The organism is Paenibacillus chungangensis (assembly GCF_042675905.1).
Taxonomy (GTDB): domain Bacteria; phylum Bacillota; class Bacilli; order Paenibacillales; family Paenibacillaceae; genus Pristimantibacillus; species Pristimantibacillus chungangensis.
In genome coordinates this window covers 391,410-406,208 of record NZ_JBHTJZ010000005.1, presented here as the reverse complement: position 1 = coordinate 406,208, position 14,799 = coordinate 391,410, and the positions used below count along the sequence as shown (strand labels likewise).

Below are 14,799 nucleotides of genomic sequence, written 5' to 3'. Positions count from 1 at the left end.
TGTAACTCTATCCATACACCAAAATCGCCAGAGCATTAGCTCTGGCGATTTCCTTTCAATTGCGACAACTCATCCGGGGTCAACTCCCGGTAGCGCCCCTCTTCCAAGGCGTGATCAAGCATAAGCGATCCCATACTTACACGTTTCAATGTAAGTACCCGTTTCCCCACTGACTCAAACATCCGCTTAACCTGATGGAACTTTCCCTCTCTAATGGTTAGTCGTATGAATGAGCACGCTTTCCCTTGCCACTCTGGATGCTCTATGATGACAAGTTCCCCTGGCATCGTCATATAGCCGTCATCCAGCATAACGCCTTTTGCGAAAGCCTGAATATCGCTTTCGCCAACTTGACCAAGCACCAATGCTTCATACGTCTTGGCAACATGTTTCTTCGGGGACAATAGATCATGCGCCAATGCTCCGTCATTCGTAAGCAACAGCAGACCCACCGTATCCTTGTCCAGCCGACCTACCGGGAAAGGCTTCAGCAATTTGTCCTCCGGCTTCAGCAAATCAACGACCGTTCTCTCGCGAGCGTCTTCCGTAGCCGAAATAACGCCAGGCGGCTTATTCATCATTATGTAGATCACGTCGCGATACACGACCGTTTCTCCCTCATATTGGACGCTTTGCTTCTCTGGCTCAATCATTTGCCCGCTATCCCTCGCCACAATTCCGTCAACTGTTACCTTGCCCAGTTTTACCGCCCTCTTGATCTCGCTGCGCGTCCCATAGCCCATATTAGCCAGCAGCTTGTCAAGCCGCAACCGATCCGCCATGCTGTTAATCGTCTCCATTCTGCAATAGTTCTGTATCCCCGCAAAAAAGCTAGACCCCTTTTTTCGCTTTCGTGATGGATTGTTGAATGCTGGCATACAACTCGTTCAAGCCTTGATAATCCTCCCCTTCGAATAGTTCATTAAACTTCATCTGATATTGAGCGGCTTCGCGGACCCGATGATAGAAATACAGATTCTGTATGCCTCCCAGCACTCGCGAGACAATATTGGACCTCTCTTCGAAGTCGGTCTGGGCGTCCAATATTTCCTGGCGAATTCGCGTCATTTCATTATCCAGCAGAGATGCGGCCTCCGCAGCCTTCTTCAGTCGATCCCTTACATCCTCCGGCAAGCGTTCCTTGTACTTATAGTTCAAGGAATGCTCGATCGTTGCCCAAAAATTCATGGCAAGCGTCCTGATTTGAATTTCAGCCAGCACTTTTTTATACCCTAAAGCCGTCTGCACGGGATATTCTACGATGATATGGTAACTGCGATAGCCGCTATCTTTATAGTTGGTAATGTAGTCCTTCTCGTAGACAAGCTTCAAGTCCCGCCTGCTTCGAATTAATTCCGCCACTCTATGAATATCGTCAACGAATTGACACATTATGCGGATACCGGCAATATCTTCTATTCCCGTCTCTAACTGATCGGACGCAACACCCAGCCGCTTCGCTTTGTCCAATATGCTGGATACACGCTTCACACGGCCAGTAACGAATTCGATTGGCGCATACGCTTCCCGCAACTTAAGCTCAACACGCATCGTTTTAAATTTAACCTTTAATTCCTCAACCGCTTGTTCGTAAGGCTGTAAAAATAAACTCCAGTCTCTTCCGTCCATCCGGCCGCCTCCTGTATCTATCTATGATCAACACCCACTGCTTCCGCAATATGGCTGTAGCCGTCCCTTCTCAAACATTCCGATAACCCGCTCGTCAGCTCGCGAAGCAGGCCTGGTCCTTTATAGATTAATGCCGTGTATACTTCCACGAGCGAAGCACCCGCGCGAATTTTATCGTATGCGTCCTGCGCTGTAAAGATGCCTCCGGAACCAATAATAGGCAGCTTGCCTCCCGTCAGCTTATATACCGTGCGTATCACTTCCGTTGAGCGCTCCTTCAGCGGAATGCCCGACAATCCTCCGGTCTCGGACTTGTTGACATGCACCAGTCCATCCCGCGACAACGTTGTATTCGTGGCAATGATGCCGGATACACCGCTTGACATAATCGTTGCAACCGTCTGCTCCAGCTCCGCTTCAGACATGTCCGGAGCAATCTTTACCAATACGGGCTTCGGTGCGCCGTTACGCTTCGCAGCCTGCTGTCTGACCTCCTCATTCACGATGTCCAGAAGCTTGCGAAGCTCTTCGCCATGTTGCAAGTCTCGCAGTCCCTGGGTATTGGGCGAGCTGATATTGATCACGAAGAAGTCCCCGGAATCATAAAGCGACTGAATGCACGACTGATAGTCCTTATGCGCTTCGTCATTCGGGGTATCCTTGTTTTTACCGATATTGACGGCAATAGGAATGCGATGAATGTTCCGTCTCTTCAGCGAATCCGCCATTGCCGCGGCACCTTCATTATTAAAGCCCATCCGATTAATCAGCGCCCCATCGGGCGGAAGCCTGAACAATCTGGGCGTCTCATTGCCTGGCTGCCCCTTCGGCGTCACCGTACCGACCTCCATGAAGCCGAACCCAATGCTGGAGAATCCGTCAGTCGCTTTCCCATTCTTGTCCAGTCCCGCTGCCAGTCCGACAGGATGGGGAAAATGGATGCCGAACAGCTCCGTAGACAATTGGGGATTGGCATTCACGCCGTACATAGCATTCATAACCCCGAGCGCCCCCGGTACTCTGCTTGCTGTAGCCAGCCCATCGATGACGAGGTGATGCGCTTTTTCGGGATCCAATTTAAAAAAATAAGGTTTAAGCAGCTTTTCGTATAACAACGACTTCACTCCGTTCTGACTATTATGCTCTATCGATCAGTTTATCCCTTTTGACGCAAAAAGAAAAGGGCTATCGCTTCTAAAAAGGCGTGTTCATGTCAGCTTCCATGACAAACAACCCTTGCGAGAATCGGTCCATACATCAACCTCTCACAAGGGCGTTTGGTTGCGACTACGAAGTAAAACGATTACAATATAGGCATGTTTGCATGTTTATATTATTTTAAAGAAAGGTTGATCCCAATTGAGCGCTCCGAAACGCAAACCGGCAACATTAAAACCGAAGGAGAATGAAGAAATAAACAAGAAGGCGCTAATATGGATCGGCTCCATCGCTGGAGTCATCGTAGTTGCCATCTCTCTTCTCCTTATATTCACATCTTAAGTCTCTCAGGTTAGCCATTGATACACCTTGGAGGGATTGCTTTCATCTTGCTTCGGTACGAGTGAGAAATTGTTCTCCGGCTGCTTCGGTCCGAACGGAAGCTTCCCTCCCTTGATCGTTACACGGGTTCCCAGAGGAACCAGATCATATAACTCCTCAACATCGGTGTCTCTCATTCGGATACAGCCCAGCGATTCGTCCTTGCCGATACTATCCGGTTCATTAGTTCCATGAATCGCGTACAGCGATCCCGACAAGGTCATACCTCTCGTCCCGAACATACCTTCCTGACTTCCCTTCGGATTTCTTACTTTTTCACTTATATAGAAGTCGCCTTCCGGCGTCTTGTCTCCGCCAAGTCCTACCGTGTAGCTACGAATGACTATATTGTTCTGCACAACGGCCAACTGATAACTATCGGTATCGACAATAACTTCGAGTGGCTTATCCCAAGCCTCGTCATACAGTCCATTCGAGCTGACCGTCCGCACCAGATCGGCCGCTCCCGCCTTAACCTTCCCTTCTCCGCTGTCTTGCGAATCCTTCTCTCTTAAAGCCGCCTTCTTCTTGATGACTTCTAACAAGCCGCTAAAGCTCTCTCCCATGCCATCCCCTTCACCGGACAAAATATTGTTGGGGTACGGCCGAATAAGATCGTTCAAGCTTTCCGGCCACTTGCCATATATTCGCTTATACTGCATGATGCCGCTGCCAAGCACCCAGTGCGTCTCTTGCCGCTTCTTCCAATCCTTGAGCACTTCTTCCGCCCGACTCCTGTCCCAAGGCTCGCACAAGCACGCTTCACGATCGAGCAGCTTCAACTCTAGCGGATTGCCGCCTTGCGACCTGTCTGCCGTCATATAGAGCCTCGCCCTGCTAATCCACTGCATCATTCCCCCTTCCTCGCCAAGGGATGCAGCCAACGTAAGCCGCGGCGCTCCGCCGCCCGCTTCCATCAACTTCTCCATCGCATAACCGACAGGCTGGAAGTGGGCTTGTGGAATAAATATGACGCCAACAGCCAATCTGGCAGCCGCTGTCGTCGTCGCCGCAGGCTGCTGATTGTCCGGCTGAGTATCTTTCCTTCCGAACTGATTGTAAGGAATAAGCAGTGTAACGATTAACAGGATCGCCGCGGCCAACGCGGTTCGACGCCACAATTTTCTCTTCTTCTGCGTACGGTCCCATCGCTTCAGCTCTTCAAGCTGCTGCTCGGAATGGGCCAGCGGATGACTCTCCTGCTCATATGCGTCGTATATATCGCCTGCCTGGATAAAGCAGTAATTGGCCTTCCCGTCTTTTCCCGCTTCCCTGTAATGCTTGCCGAGCAAGTACCACCCCATTTTGTTGTCAGGATGCTGCTTGACGAACTGCTTCAAATACAGGATGTCGTCCGGCTTCTTCATCCGGTTCCCCTCCGCTTCCTCTGCTTTAAACACGCACTTTAAGGAATATATCGGAAAAAAAACCGTTTCTTCAATGAGACTTAAGGCCTATGCCGCACAATTCACAGCAAACAAGCCCACTAAAAAATGATCAACAAAAAAAGCTCCTCTCCGCCTGCTTGGAGAAAAGCTTATTATTTGTCGTAATGATTATTATTAGCCCGGTGCGTTAAACGGCTCGTCGGCAATCTTGATGGAATCCGTCGGGCATCCGTCGCATGCATCCTGCATATCGTCATACATATCTTCCGGTATCTCTGTATTGCCATGGTTCTCATCGCCATCATAGATGACTTCCGCGATTCCTTCGTCATCGTAATCGTAAATATCTGGCGCCGTTGCTCCGCATGCGCCGCAAGCGATACAAGTGTCTTTCTCCACCCATGTATATTTAGCCATTCATTTCCCCTCCTTATCGTAACAGAATCAACCGCTACAACTTCCAGCTGATCCCAATTAACCTGAAAACCTTCACTCATCAATATATAACAAAGTATCGTCTCTTTGCAAGGACGTCCCGCGAATTCGTTTGTTCCTGATTAAGGCAGAGGGATCATCTCCCAGCATTCCCGCCGTCAGGACGGCATCCTCGCCGAAACGATCGCGCAGCGCGTCCATTGTCCTTGTCAGTGCCTCCTTGCGCGGCTGTTCCTCATAATGGAACAAATCCAGCTGCAGCGCCGTCTCTTCAGCAGATGTCAAATTCTGAAGCGCTACGCCGAGCAAGCGGATAGGCTCCCCCTGCTTCCAATGCCGATTGTATAGACGCTTGGATTCATGGTATATAACACCGGTGTCGTCGGTAGGCACTCGCAGCGTATGAGACCTCGTTATCGTCGACATGTCCGGCCTACGAATCGTAATCTGCACGGTGGCCGCCACCAGCTTCTGTCGACGCAGCCTGCGACCCGTCTGGTCCGAGAGATTGAGCAGCACCCTGTAGATATCCTCTTTCTCCGTCAAGTCCTGAGGCAGCGTGGTCGTATGGCCGATTGACTTATTCTTCTCGCGGATCGGATTGACTGGAGAGTGGTCGATGCCGTGCGCCGCCGACTTCATCCACGAGCCCAATACTCCGAAGTGCTTGTTCAGGATCGCTTCATTCGTAGCCGCCAGCTCTCCGATCGTTTCAATGTTCAGGCTAAGCAGCTTCTTCTCTGTTTTGCCGCCTATTCCGAACAGGAATCCGCATGGCTTATCCCACAGAAGGGAAGGCACATCCCGCAAGCGCAGGACGGTCAGCCCGTTCGGCTTCATCATGTCCGAAGCCATCTTCGCCAGCAGCTTGTTGGGCGCAAGCCCGATCGAACAAGGAAGGGACCACTCCGAAGCAATGCGGTATTGCAGCTTCTTCGCAATGTCCAGCGGCGTGCCGAACAGCTTCGAGCCGGTAATATCAAGGTAACACTCGTCAATGGACACCTGCTCCACCATGGGAGTGAACTGCCGGGCAATGGACAGGAATCCTCTCGAATACTTGCGATAAAGCTCGAAGTCCGGCTTGATCAGTACAAGCTCTGGGCAGATCCGCATCGCTTGCGCCACATTCATGCCTGTCTTGACGCCGCGTGCTCTTGCCGCATATGAGCAAGTCACGATAATTCCTTTACGCATCTCTACGCTGCCGGATACGGCTGTCGGGATCTCTCTATAATATTCCGGCTGCTCCGCTTCGTGTACGGAACAGTAGAAAGCGTTCATATCCAGATGGATGATTACTCTGCCGCGCGCCGGGTAATGCGCATCCACATCAGACATCGACAGCCCTCCTTCAAGCGTGCTACCCATGCAGCTTGTCTACATTATATTCAGCATAGTATGTGCACTATGCCAAGTCAATGTACCGCTATCTCATAATTAATAAAATTTGAACTTGCCTCTCTACTTTACACGAATAAAGTGTTATAATCGTTAATTATGATTTGTTAAGGTCTTTACTGAAGGAGGCGTCTACAGGAATGTCATCAACTATCAGCATATTTGATACGACGCTGCGCGACGGTACGCAAGGGGAAGGCATCAGCTTGTCCGCAGACGACAAATTAAAAATTGCCCTAAAGCTGGATGCGCTGGGTGTGCACTATATCGAGGGCGGCAATCCCGGCAGCAACGGCAAAGATATCGAATTCTTCCAGCGGGTGAAAGCGTTCAACCTGAGCGCCAAGCTGACTGCATTCGGCAGTACGCGCCGCAAGAACAGCATCGCCGAACAAGATGCCAGCTTGCTCCGTATCGTAGAATCCGGCGTACCCGCCGCTACGCTTGTCGGCAAAGCGTGGGACTTTCATGTGCACACCGCATTGCAGACGACGTTGGAGGAGAATCTGGCAATGATCCACGACTCGTTCGCTTTCCTTAAAATGAAAGGAATGGAAGCGATGTACGATGCCGAGCACTTCTTCGACGGATATAAGCACAATCCGGATTACGCGCTCGCGGCATTGCGTAAAGCGGCGGAAGCGGGAGCCGATTGGCTCGTGCTGTGCGATACGAACGGCGGCACGCTGCCCGGCGAGATTCGCGAGATCGTGGGCAGAGTTAGAGCCGAGCTGGACACTCCGATCGGCATCCATACCCATAACGACTGCGAGCTCGCTGTCGCCAATACGCTTGCCGCGGTAGAGGCTGGCGCAAGGCAAGTTCAGGGGACGATCAATGGCTATGGCGAACGCTGCGGCAATGCCAATCTGTGCTCCATCATCCCCAACCTCCAGTTGAAAATGAACTACAGCTGTCTTCCGGAGGAACAGCTTGGCACCTTGACGTCGACAGCGCGGTACGTTAGTGAGATCGCCAATGTGCATATGCCGGTAGGCCAAGCGTATGTAGGCAACGCCGCATTCGCGCACAAAGGCGGCATCCACGTATCGGCGATTATGAAGGATGCAAAGACATACGAACATGTGCAGCCGGAGCTGGTGGGCAATAAGCAACGAATTCTTGTCTCTGAGCTCGCGGGACAGAGCAATATTATCTCCAAAGCGGCGGAGCTTGGTCTTGATATTAATAACAATAATGAGAAAACGAAAGAAATAATGAACAGAATCAAGGAGTTGGAGCATCAAGGCTACCAATTCGAGGGTGCGGACGCTTCCATGGAGTTGCTGTTGCGGGAAGCATTCGGTGAGTTCAAGCCCATATTCCAGGTGGAATCGTTCAAAATTCATGTGGAACGCACACAAGCCGGCATGATCTCGGAGGCGATCGTCAAGTTGAACGTTGACGGGCAGCAGGTACATACGGCGGCCGAAGGGAACGGCCCCGTCAACGCGCTGGACAATGCACTGCGCAAGTCGCTCGTGCAATTCTTCCCACAGATCGATAGCATCCATCTGTCCGACTACAAGGTCAGAGTCATCGACGAGAAGGACGCAACCGCAGCGAAAGTGCGGGTGCTGGTGGAATCAACGGGACTAGACAACTCCTGGAGCACGGTCGGTGTATCCGGCAACGTTATCGAAGCGAGCTGGGAAGCGTTAATCGACAGCTTCCGGTACGCGTTAATGAACATGGTCAAGCTTGAGATTAGCGGCAACGAGAAATCGGAACGGATAGGCTTAAGCAATCATTAAGGTTCCATCGAAAAAGGAAGGCTTCCGAAAATAGGAGCCTTCCTTTCTCATGTCTGCCTTCTACTGTGACCACTTCTCAATTAATCTCTCCCATTCCTCATAAGGAATGATGCCATTAATTCGCTCACGAATAACGCCCTCGCTATCGATCAGGAATGTCGTGGGATAGACCTTCACTTTATATCGATTCGTGATCGTGCCTTCCCGGTCCATCAGTACGGGAAAAGTGAACTGATACGTATCTACGAACTTCCTGGCTTCGCGCTCCTTATCGTAATAGGTGGAATTGACCCCATATAAGGTTACAAATTCTCCATACTGTTCATGCAGCTTTTGCAGATCAGGCGCCTCCAGCTCGCAGGGGCCGCACCATGACGCCCAGAAATTAACCAATTGCAATTTATCCCCCGCTGCGCCTGCGGAGACAATGTTATCGTCGAGATCGGGAAGTCCGAACGGTTGCGCCATATAACCGGCCTTCGGTCTAAATTCCTCATGGACAGCCTCAGAGGCTGCCGCTTCGACTTCCCTTGTCATATATTGATATGTCCCAAGACCTGCGAACAGAATTGCAATGGCGAATAAAGAGATGATATTCCTCATACTGTCCCTTCCCTTATTAGAATAATTTGCACTCAAACACTCAACTCATCGTAACACGCAAGGTATGGAAGCTCAAGTCGTAGGGCAGATTAGCCATAAAACCTTCAACAAAGCCATTCACTTACTTCACGGAGGAGGAACACTTGAACATGGCGCAGTCCAAATGGCTTCAACCTGCTGCATTCGCCACAGTCCCGCTCGTACTCGTGCTCGGCAACTCCATGCTCGTGCCCATCCTGCCGGACATGGCGGAGCATATGGGCTTAACCTCGCTGCAGTCCAGTCTCGTCATCTCTTTATTCTCGGTATCCGCAGCTCTATTCATACCTTTCATCGGCTATTGCGCCGATCGAACGAGACGGAAAGTGATCATCGTGCCGGCGCTTGCGATCTATGGCGCAGCAGGCTTGCTAGCGGGATTCGCCGCCGTCTGGCACTCCTACCCCTTATTAATCGGTTCCCGGGTCATTCAAGGCATAGCGGCTGCCGGAACAGCTCCGATCGCTATGGCTCTAGTCGGCGACCTGTACAAGGACGGAGCAGAGAGTGAATTGCTTGGACTGATCGAAGCTTCCAATGGAGCAGGCAAGGTCATCAGCCCAATCCTCGGATCTTTGCTCGGCTTGTGGATCTGGTATGCCCCGTTCTTCGCTTTCCCGATCGTATGCGGCGCCGCCCTGCTGACGGTCATCCTATTCATCAAGGAGCCGGAGCACCGTCAGGGCGCCATGCCGCTTAAGCAGTATTTATCCGGCATGAGGGACATCTACAGCAAGAATAACAAGTGGCTGTTCACCGCTTACTTCGCGGGCTCCTTGGGATTATTTATTTTATTCGGCCTACTTGTCTATTTATCCGATATGCTGGAGAAGCCGCCTATGTCCCTTCAAGGGGTAGCGAAAGGTGGCGTGCTGGCTATTCCTCTCCTGGGACTGGTCATAACGGCATTTATTACGGGCAAAGTGATCAAAAAAAATGGGAAGCGAATACGAGGCATCATTATAACAGGGCTAATTATGATGTCGGCGTCACTCATTGCCGCCTCCCTCTGGCACGCATCCATGATCGTCCTGATGATCTTCATCTCCATCAGCAGCATAGGCACAGGATTTATTCTTCCTTGTCTCAATACACTCATTACAGGGGCTGTGGATCGCTCCCATCGCGGCATGGTCACTTCGTTATATAACAGCTTGCGCTTCTTCGGTGTCGCAGCCGGTCCGCCATTGTTCACCTGGTTGGCCGCTCGATCGGCCACCTGGCTGTTCGTTATGCTGACGGCACTCAGCCTTGCGTCGCTTTGGAGCGTCATTGCCCTGCTCCATCCGCCCAAGCAACAAAGCAAAGCCTAACTATCGACCCTCGTCCCGATTCCGTTAGCGCCGACTTAAATACGCATACAGATCGCCAAGCGTAATTACTTGCCGCTCCAACATTTGCTTCAAGTAAATTTGCCATAGTTCGCCTGTCATCAAAGCATCATCCAGGGCATGATGACGCCGGCGAAGTTGTATGCCGTTGGTGGAGAGCAACCCGTCCAGTCCGTAATCTTCACGTCCTGGCTCCAACCACTTCGCCACCATCATCGTATCCAACACGCGATGGTTCAGATTCACTCTTGATGTTCGCCATAGTGCGGCATCAAGAAATTTCCTGTCGTGATTAGACCCATGGGCGATCAGCAATCGCTTGCCGATGAAAGCCATGAACTGGCGCAGCGCTTCCAGAAGAGGCGGAGCCTCCTTCACCATATCGTCGGTGATGCCAGTCAGCTCCTGGATATGCTTCGGTATCGCGCGACTCGGATTGACAAGCGAATAGAAGTGCCCGCTTTCTTCGATGGCCTTCTCCCCTCGCACGATTACAGCACCGAACGAGATTATCTCATCGCCGCTGCCGGGATGAAATCCGGTCGTCTCCAGATCGAAGACAGCCGCCTCTAGCTCACGCAATGGCACGTCTAACATAGAAGAATTGCGCATATGGCGATTCGCATGACGAATATAGGCCATATGCTGCGCTTTCTGCGAACCCAGTATGGAAGCGATTGCCGGGGTAACTCCGCCCAGCTTGTACAAGTGCCACATTCTCCCGATTCCTTTATACTCCTCCACATCTGACACCGCCTCGATGTGCCGCTAACGATCCTTAAGCCTGTTCACGAATCGCTGCAGTCTTCTCCCTTGCTTCAAGAAGCTTCTCAGCTCCCTTTCCTGTTCCTTCGCCAATACGCTACGCGGCAGCTTGCCGCTGCTGATGTAATAACCATCTGCGAAATGAGCCTTGGTCATCAGACGCATTTGTATGAAGAAGCGGAATGCGTCGAGGTAGCTTCTCCCTTCCGACTCGGTAAATTCGTAGCGTTCGATTAATCGCAATAATCTCTCCAATGTAGACGTTTCAACGATTCCAGCCCGTATGGACAGTAACCGGACAGCATTAACCATAGGAATATAAGCCCCATACTTTATGTCGAGATTGCCAGCATCCTCCCCATACCGATCTGTCAGCAACTGGCCGAATATACCCGTCAGCACCTTGTGTCGCATCGTATTCTCCAGCATTCTGATTGGCACCTTCGCATAGCTTTGTACAGCGCTTAAGTAGCACTCTTTCAACTGGCTCCACAACCGTTCTTCGCCATAGACACTTCTGCCGTCTGCCATAATAAGCAAGTACCGCACAGCCTCCCATGATGAGTCCTTGCACCAGTACGAGATGGTGGTACGCCACTGTTGGACGGACTTGCACCATAATGAATGGCTGCTCAGCACCTTCCCTTCACAAGGGGGGTATCCCGCACGAGAGAGGGTATCTACAATTTCTTCCCCCAGCGCCAGAAAGTAGGCCTGTGTCGTATCCCAATCCAAGTCCTGATGCTCATAGATGATGCCGCTGTCCTGGTCGCTGGACCAGGTCTGCTCCTTGCGCCCTCCGCTGCCGAACAGCACATAAGCGTATGGCACGGGGGGAGCGCCCCTCCCCTTCCGTGCCAACTCCTTCTCCGCTAGCGCAATAGCTCTGCCTATCACCCAGTCGTGCAATGCATTCAATTGTTCGTTCAGCATATCAATCGATAGATAAGAGTGCCGTTCCATCTCTTGGTACATGAATCCGCGAAGCTCCAGCAGATCCTCAGCACTCCTCGCTCGCGCCATACGCTGCTGCAAGTCCGCGTTCACAAAATTCAACATGCGCAGGTCACTCCCCTGTTCCGTTACGACCATTAAACGCCGATATCCCCACCCGGCTTTTTCAATTGCTCAGGATAACCATATGCGCCATGCTCACTAAGGTCAAGACCGATAATTTCCTGCTCCTCCGTGACACGGAACCCGATAACTTTCTTCATAATACCAAGAGCTATAAAAGAGACGACGAGCACGAACGCGCCTGCTACGATAACAGATTGGAATTGTACCCACAACTGCTTCCAGCTGCCGGTATCGATCAACCCGCCTTGCCCTACCCCAACCTTGTCTGCCAGTGCCTGCGTGGCGAATATCCCGTTCGCAAGCGTTCCCCATATGCCTGCCATACCATGAACAGAAAGGGCATAAATGGGATCATCCACCTTCAGCTTCTCGAATAATTTCACACTATAGAATACCAGCACGCCTGCTACCAGACCGATGACGACCGCAGACCATGGATCCACAAATGCACAAGAAGCCGTTATTGCCACCAGACCGGCAAGCGTACCGTTCAACATCGTCGTAATATCCGCCTTGCCTTGCGCCGCCCAAGAAATAAGCAACGCCGCTACACCGCCTGCACCGGCTCCTAGCATCGTCGTGAACGCGACATAAGTGAAGAAGCCGTCACCAATCGCAACTGTTGAACCCGCATTGAAGCCGAACCATCCGACCCAGAGCAGCAGCACGGACAACGCAGTGAACACCTGATTGTGACCTAATATCTCGTTGGCTGAGCCGTCCTTGTTAAACTTGCCGATTCTCGGCTTCAGAAGAACAGTGGCGGCAAATGCGGCAACCGCGCCTGTCAAATGCACCACTGTAGAGCCTGCGAAATCTTGTGCGCCATGATCCGCCAGCCATCCGCCGCCCCAAATCCAATGCGCGACTACAGGATAAACGAAAGCGATAAATACGAATGTAAATACGACGTATGCCGATAGCTTTGCCCGTTCGGCAAAGCCCCCCCATGCGATTGAAAGGGAAATGGCGGCAAATGCGAGCTGGAACAGGAAGAATACTGCCGTCGTATAAGATTCGCCTTCCGCCATCTCCGTCGCGGGACTAAAGAAAAATTCTCCCCAGCCTATAAATTTGTTGAGCATGTTGTCGCCCAAATCGCCGCCGAATGCAATACCGTAGCCCACTGCCCAATAGATAAGAGCGGCAAGTCCTACTGTGAAGATGGTTTTTCCGGCAACGTGTCCTGCATTCTTCATCCTTGTTGAGCCGGCTTCCAGCAGAATAAATCCGCCTTGCATAAGCAGAACCAGTATAAAGGATAAAATAATCCACAATGAATTCAATCCTGTGTCAAGCACAGCTGCTTCAGGCCCTGCAGCAAATGCCATCACCGGAAACAAAATCGTCATACAGCTTAACGCCAACAACATTTTTTTCACCATTACAAACACTCCCTTTGTCAATGTTATATTTTATTACACAACCAAAGGCTTATATTGCCATTATAGTGTCCTTCTGATTGTTAGGCAACGTGAAATTGATAAGATATTCGAATAATACAAATAATATATGCAGTAGTACAAATTTTATGTTAAGTTTAGTTACATGAATTATTCTGCCTTATAACTACACCCAACAACATCCACTGCATGCGCAACGCAAATGTTTGACTGTATGATCTCATTCCTATTAATATTAGAAATAGAAGATGAATAAGGGCGGTGATAGAGTGATTGCAGAACTGTATCGGATCGGGGAATTGTCGAGGATATCGAATATAAGCGCCAGAACAATCGATTATTATACGAAGCTCGGATTGATTGAGCCAGCTAAGCGGACAGAAAAAAATTATCGCCTGTATGCGCATGAAACTTTAAAGCGCCTTGAACGTATTGAGGAGATGAAAAAAGCCAAGTATACGTTAGATGAGATTAAATCCGCATTAAGCACATGGAGTGAAGTGACGCCGGACGAACAGGTGACATTGAAGTTATCGGAAATACAGCAGCATCTAGCCAAGCTGGAGCAAGAAGTGAAGGAGCTCGAGCCGGTCATCAAGAAGATGAAGCCGCGGCAAGTTAACCGCCTGTACACCCGAATGATGCCCCAAGCCGCCGCCTGTATCGAAGCGTTGATGCTCCTGACGAACAAGAGCTCTCTCATGTAACGAAGACAACATGTAACGGAGGAATCGACTATGATGATGTACATTCCAGTATTGTTGGCTTTCGCCCTTACAATCTGGGCGCAATTCCGTGTGAAGGGCACGTTTAAGAAGTGGACCGCAGTGCAGGTAAGCAGCGGATTGACAGGGTATCAGGCCGCTAGAAGAATGCTGGATAGCAACGGGCTGCACGACATACCGATCGAACCAGTCCGCGGAGCTCTCACCGACCACTACGACCCTATCAATCGAGTAGTGAGATTGTCGGAGCCAGTCTATTATGAGAACTCGATATCAGCCATTTCAGTCGCCTGCCACGAGGTAGGGCATGCCATTCAGCACAAGGTTCACTACCCGTTCCTCGTCGCGCGGCATCGTATTTTCCCGATTGTGAACTTTGCCTCCGGTATTGCGCCATTCCTGCTGATTGCCGGCTTCCTGTTCAATGCGCTCGGGTTGATCGGACTTGGCATTATCTTCTTCTCTATCGCAGTCGCCTTTCAACTGATTACGCTGCCGGTGGAGTTCAACGCGAGCAATCGAGCACGAGAGCTGATGGTCGCAGAAGGCTTCATTACGAACAACGAGGAGCGAGGCGTTGCCAAGGTATTGAACGCCGCAGCGCTTACCTATGTGGCAGCAGCGCTCTTGTCCTTGATGGAACTGCTGCGTTATATCCTCATTTTTACGCAGAACAGAGATTAATAAGAAAGGCCGTCCCCTTCAGG

15 protein-coding genes are annotated in these 14,799 nt (G+C 50.9%); 4 read left to right on the top strand and 11 right to left on the bottom strand.

All coding sequences use genetic code 11. The features are described 5' to 3' along the window. Positions 1-35: 35 nt before the first annotated feature. The 7 genes from ACFQ2I_RS04260 to ACFQ2I_RS04230 form a co-directional block, all read right to left on the bottom strand. On the bottom strand, positions 36-782 hold the full coding sequence (locus ACFQ2I_RS04260) for a pseudouridine synthase (protein ID WP_377562393.1): 747 nt from the start codon (positions 780-782) through the stop codon (positions 36-38). Positions 783-831: 49 nt separating this feature from the next. Then, positions 832-1,629: a GTP pyrophosphokinase gene (locus ACFQ2I_RS04255; protein ID WP_377562392.1), complete on the bottom strand. Its 798-nt coding sequence runs from the start codon at positions 1,627-1,629 to the stop codon at positions 832-834. Positions 1,630-1,646: 17 nt separating this feature from the next. After that, positions 1,647-2,744 (bottom strand): quinone-dependent dihydroorotate dehydrogenase, encoded by a 1,098-nt coding sequence (locus ACFQ2I_RS04250; RefSeq protein ID WP_377562391.1) that lies wholly within the window; start codon positions 2,742-2,744, stop codon positions 1,647-1,649. A 213-nt stretch (positions 2,745-2,957) separates the two neighbouring features. Next, positions 2,958-3,101, bottom strand: a complete 144-nt coding sequence (locus ACFQ2I_RS04245; RefSeq protein WP_377562390.1) for a hypothetical protein — start codon at positions 3,099-3,101, stop codon at positions 2,958-2,960. 33 nt (positions 3,102-3,134) lie between these two features. Continuing rightward, a complete protein-coding gene (locus ACFQ2I_RS04240) occupies positions 3,135-4,535 on the bottom strand; it encodes a L,D-transpeptidase (RefSeq protein WP_377562389.1) in 1,401 nt (466 codons plus the stop codon). Positions 4,536-4,730: 195 nt separating this feature from the next. Then, positions 4,731-4,973, bottom strand: a complete 243-nt coding sequence (locus ACFQ2I_RS04235; RefSeq protein WP_377562387.1) for a ferredoxin — start codon at positions 4,971-4,973, stop codon at positions 4,731-4,733. Positions 4,974-5,045: 72 nt separating this feature from the next. Next, positions 5,046-6,332: a DNA polymerase IV gene (locus ACFQ2I_RS04230; protein WP_377562385.1), complete on the bottom strand. Its 1,287-nt coding sequence runs from the start codon at positions 6,330-6,332 to the stop codon at positions 5,046-5,048. 200 nt (positions 6,333-6,532) lie between these two features. Here ACFQ2I_RS04230 and cimA point away from each other — a divergent pair, with 200 nt between their 5' ends. Continuing rightward, positions 6,533-8,146: a citramalate synthase gene (gene cimA, locus ACFQ2I_RS04225; protein WP_377562383.1), complete on the top strand. Its 1,614-nt coding sequence runs from the start codon at positions 6,533-6,535 to the stop codon at positions 8,144-8,146. Positions 8,147-8,206: 60 nt separating this feature from the next. Here cimA and ACFQ2I_RS04220 read toward each other — a convergent pair whose 3' ends face one another. Further along, on the bottom strand, positions 8,207-8,749 hold the full coding sequence (locus ACFQ2I_RS04220) for a TlpA family protein disulfide reductase (RefSeq protein ID WP_377562381.1): 543 nt from the start codon (positions 8,747-8,749) through the stop codon (positions 8,207-8,209). Between the two features lie 149 nt (positions 8,750-8,898). On the opposite strand from ACFQ2I_RS04220, the gene ACFQ2I_RS04215 reads away from it, so the two are divergent. Further along, complete coding sequence (locus tag ACFQ2I_RS04215) at positions 8,899-10,101, top strand: MFS transporter (protein WP_377562379.1); 1,203 nt, start codon at positions 8,899-8,901, stop codon at positions 10,099-10,101. Positions 10,102-10,125: 24 nt separating this feature from the next. On the opposite strand, the gene ACFQ2I_RS04210 is transcribed toward ACFQ2I_RS04215, so the two are convergent. Genes ACFQ2I_RS04210 through ACFQ2I_RS04200 form a run of 3 tightly spaced genes read right to left on the bottom strand, consistent with a single transcriptional unit; the run spans position 10,126 to position 13,349 of the window. Then, complete coding sequence (locus ACFQ2I_RS04210) at positions 10,126-10,863, bottom strand: exonuclease domain-containing protein (RefSeq protein WP_377562378.1); 738 nt, start codon at positions 10,861-10,863, stop codon at positions 10,126-10,128. Between the two features lie 24 nt (positions 10,864-10,887). Continuing rightward, positions 10,888-11,943 (bottom strand): DUF294 nucleotidyltransferase-like domain-containing protein, encoded by a 1,056-nt coding sequence (locus ACFQ2I_RS04205; RefSeq protein ID WP_377562377.1) that lies wholly within the window; start codon positions 11,941-11,943, stop codon positions 10,888-10,890. A 32-nt stretch (positions 11,944-11,975) separates the two neighbouring features. Continuing rightward, positions 11,976-13,349 (bottom strand): ammonium transporter, encoded by a 1,374-nt coding sequence (locus tag ACFQ2I_RS04200; protein WP_377562376.1) that lies wholly within the window; start codon positions 13,347-13,349, stop codon positions 11,976-11,978. A gap of 287 nt (positions 13,350-13,636) precedes the next feature. Between ACFQ2I_RS04200 and ACFQ2I_RS04195 the strand changes: the two genes are divergently transcribed. Then, positions 13,637-14,074 carry a MerR family transcriptional regulator gene (locus tag ACFQ2I_RS04195; protein ID WP_377562374.1) on the top strand — a complete coding sequence of 146 codons (438 nt, stop codon included), beginning with the start codon at positions 13,637-13,639 and terminating at the stop codon, positions 14,072-14,074. A gap of 30 nt (positions 14,075-14,104) precedes the next feature. Next, positions 14,105-14,776, top strand: coding sequence for a zinc metallopeptidase (locus tag ACFQ2I_RS04190; RefSeq protein ID WP_377562373.1), 672 nt, complete (start codon positions 14,105-14,107; stop codon positions 14,774-14,776). The last annotated feature ends 23 nt before the right edge of the window (positions 14,777-14,799 follow it).

Bases quoted from the DNA above. Each gene is read 5' to 3' on its own strand.
- ACFQ2I_RS04255 (WP_377562392.1), bottom strand. From the start codon at position 1,629: ATGGACGGAAGAGACTGGAGTTTATTTTTACAGCCTTACGAACAAGCG.
- ACFQ2I_RS04235 (WP_377562387.1), bottom strand. From the start codon at position 4,973: ATGGCTAAATATACATGGGTGGAGAAAGACACTTGTATCGCTTGCGGC.
- ACFQ2I_RS04200 (WP_377562376.1), bottom strand. From the start codon at position 13,349: ATGGTGAAAAAAATGTTGTTGGCGTTAAGCTGTATGACGATTTTGTTT.
- ACFQ2I_RS04260 (WP_377562393.1), bottom strand. From the start codon at position 782: ATGGCGGATCGGTTGCGGCTTGACAAGCTGCTGGCTAATATGGGCTAT.
- ACFQ2I_RS04230 (WP_377562385.1), bottom strand. From the start codon at position 6,332: ATGTCTGATGTGGATGCGCATTACCCGGCGCGCGGCAGAGTAATCATC.
- ACFQ2I_RS04190 (WP_377562373.1), top strand. From the start codon at position 14,105: ATGATGATGTACATTCCAGTATTGTTGGCTTTCGCCCTTACAATCTGG.
- cimA (WP_377562383.1), top strand. From the start codon at position 6,533: ATGTCATCAACTATCAGCATATTTGATACGACGCTGCGCGACGGTACG.
- ACFQ2I_RS04240 (WP_377562389.1), bottom strand. From the start codon at position 4,535: ATGAAGAAGCCGGACGACATCCTGTATTTGAAGCAGTTCGTCAAGCAG.
- ACFQ2I_RS04220 (WP_377562381.1), bottom strand. From the start codon at position 8,749: ATGAGGAATATCATCTCTTTATTCGCCATTGCAATTCTGTTCGCAGGT.
- ACFQ2I_RS04215 (WP_377562379.1), top strand. From the start codon at position 8,899: ATGGCGCAGTCCAAATGGCTTCAACCTGCTGCATTCGCCACAGTCCCG.
- ACFQ2I_RS04245 (WP_377562390.1), bottom strand. From the start codon at position 3,101: ATGGCAACTACGATGACTCCAGCGATGGAGCCGATCCATATTAGCGCC.
- ACFQ2I_RS04205 (WP_377562377.1), bottom strand. From the start codon at position 11,943: ATGTTGAATTTTGTGAACGCGGACTTGCAGCAGCGTATGGCGCGAGCG.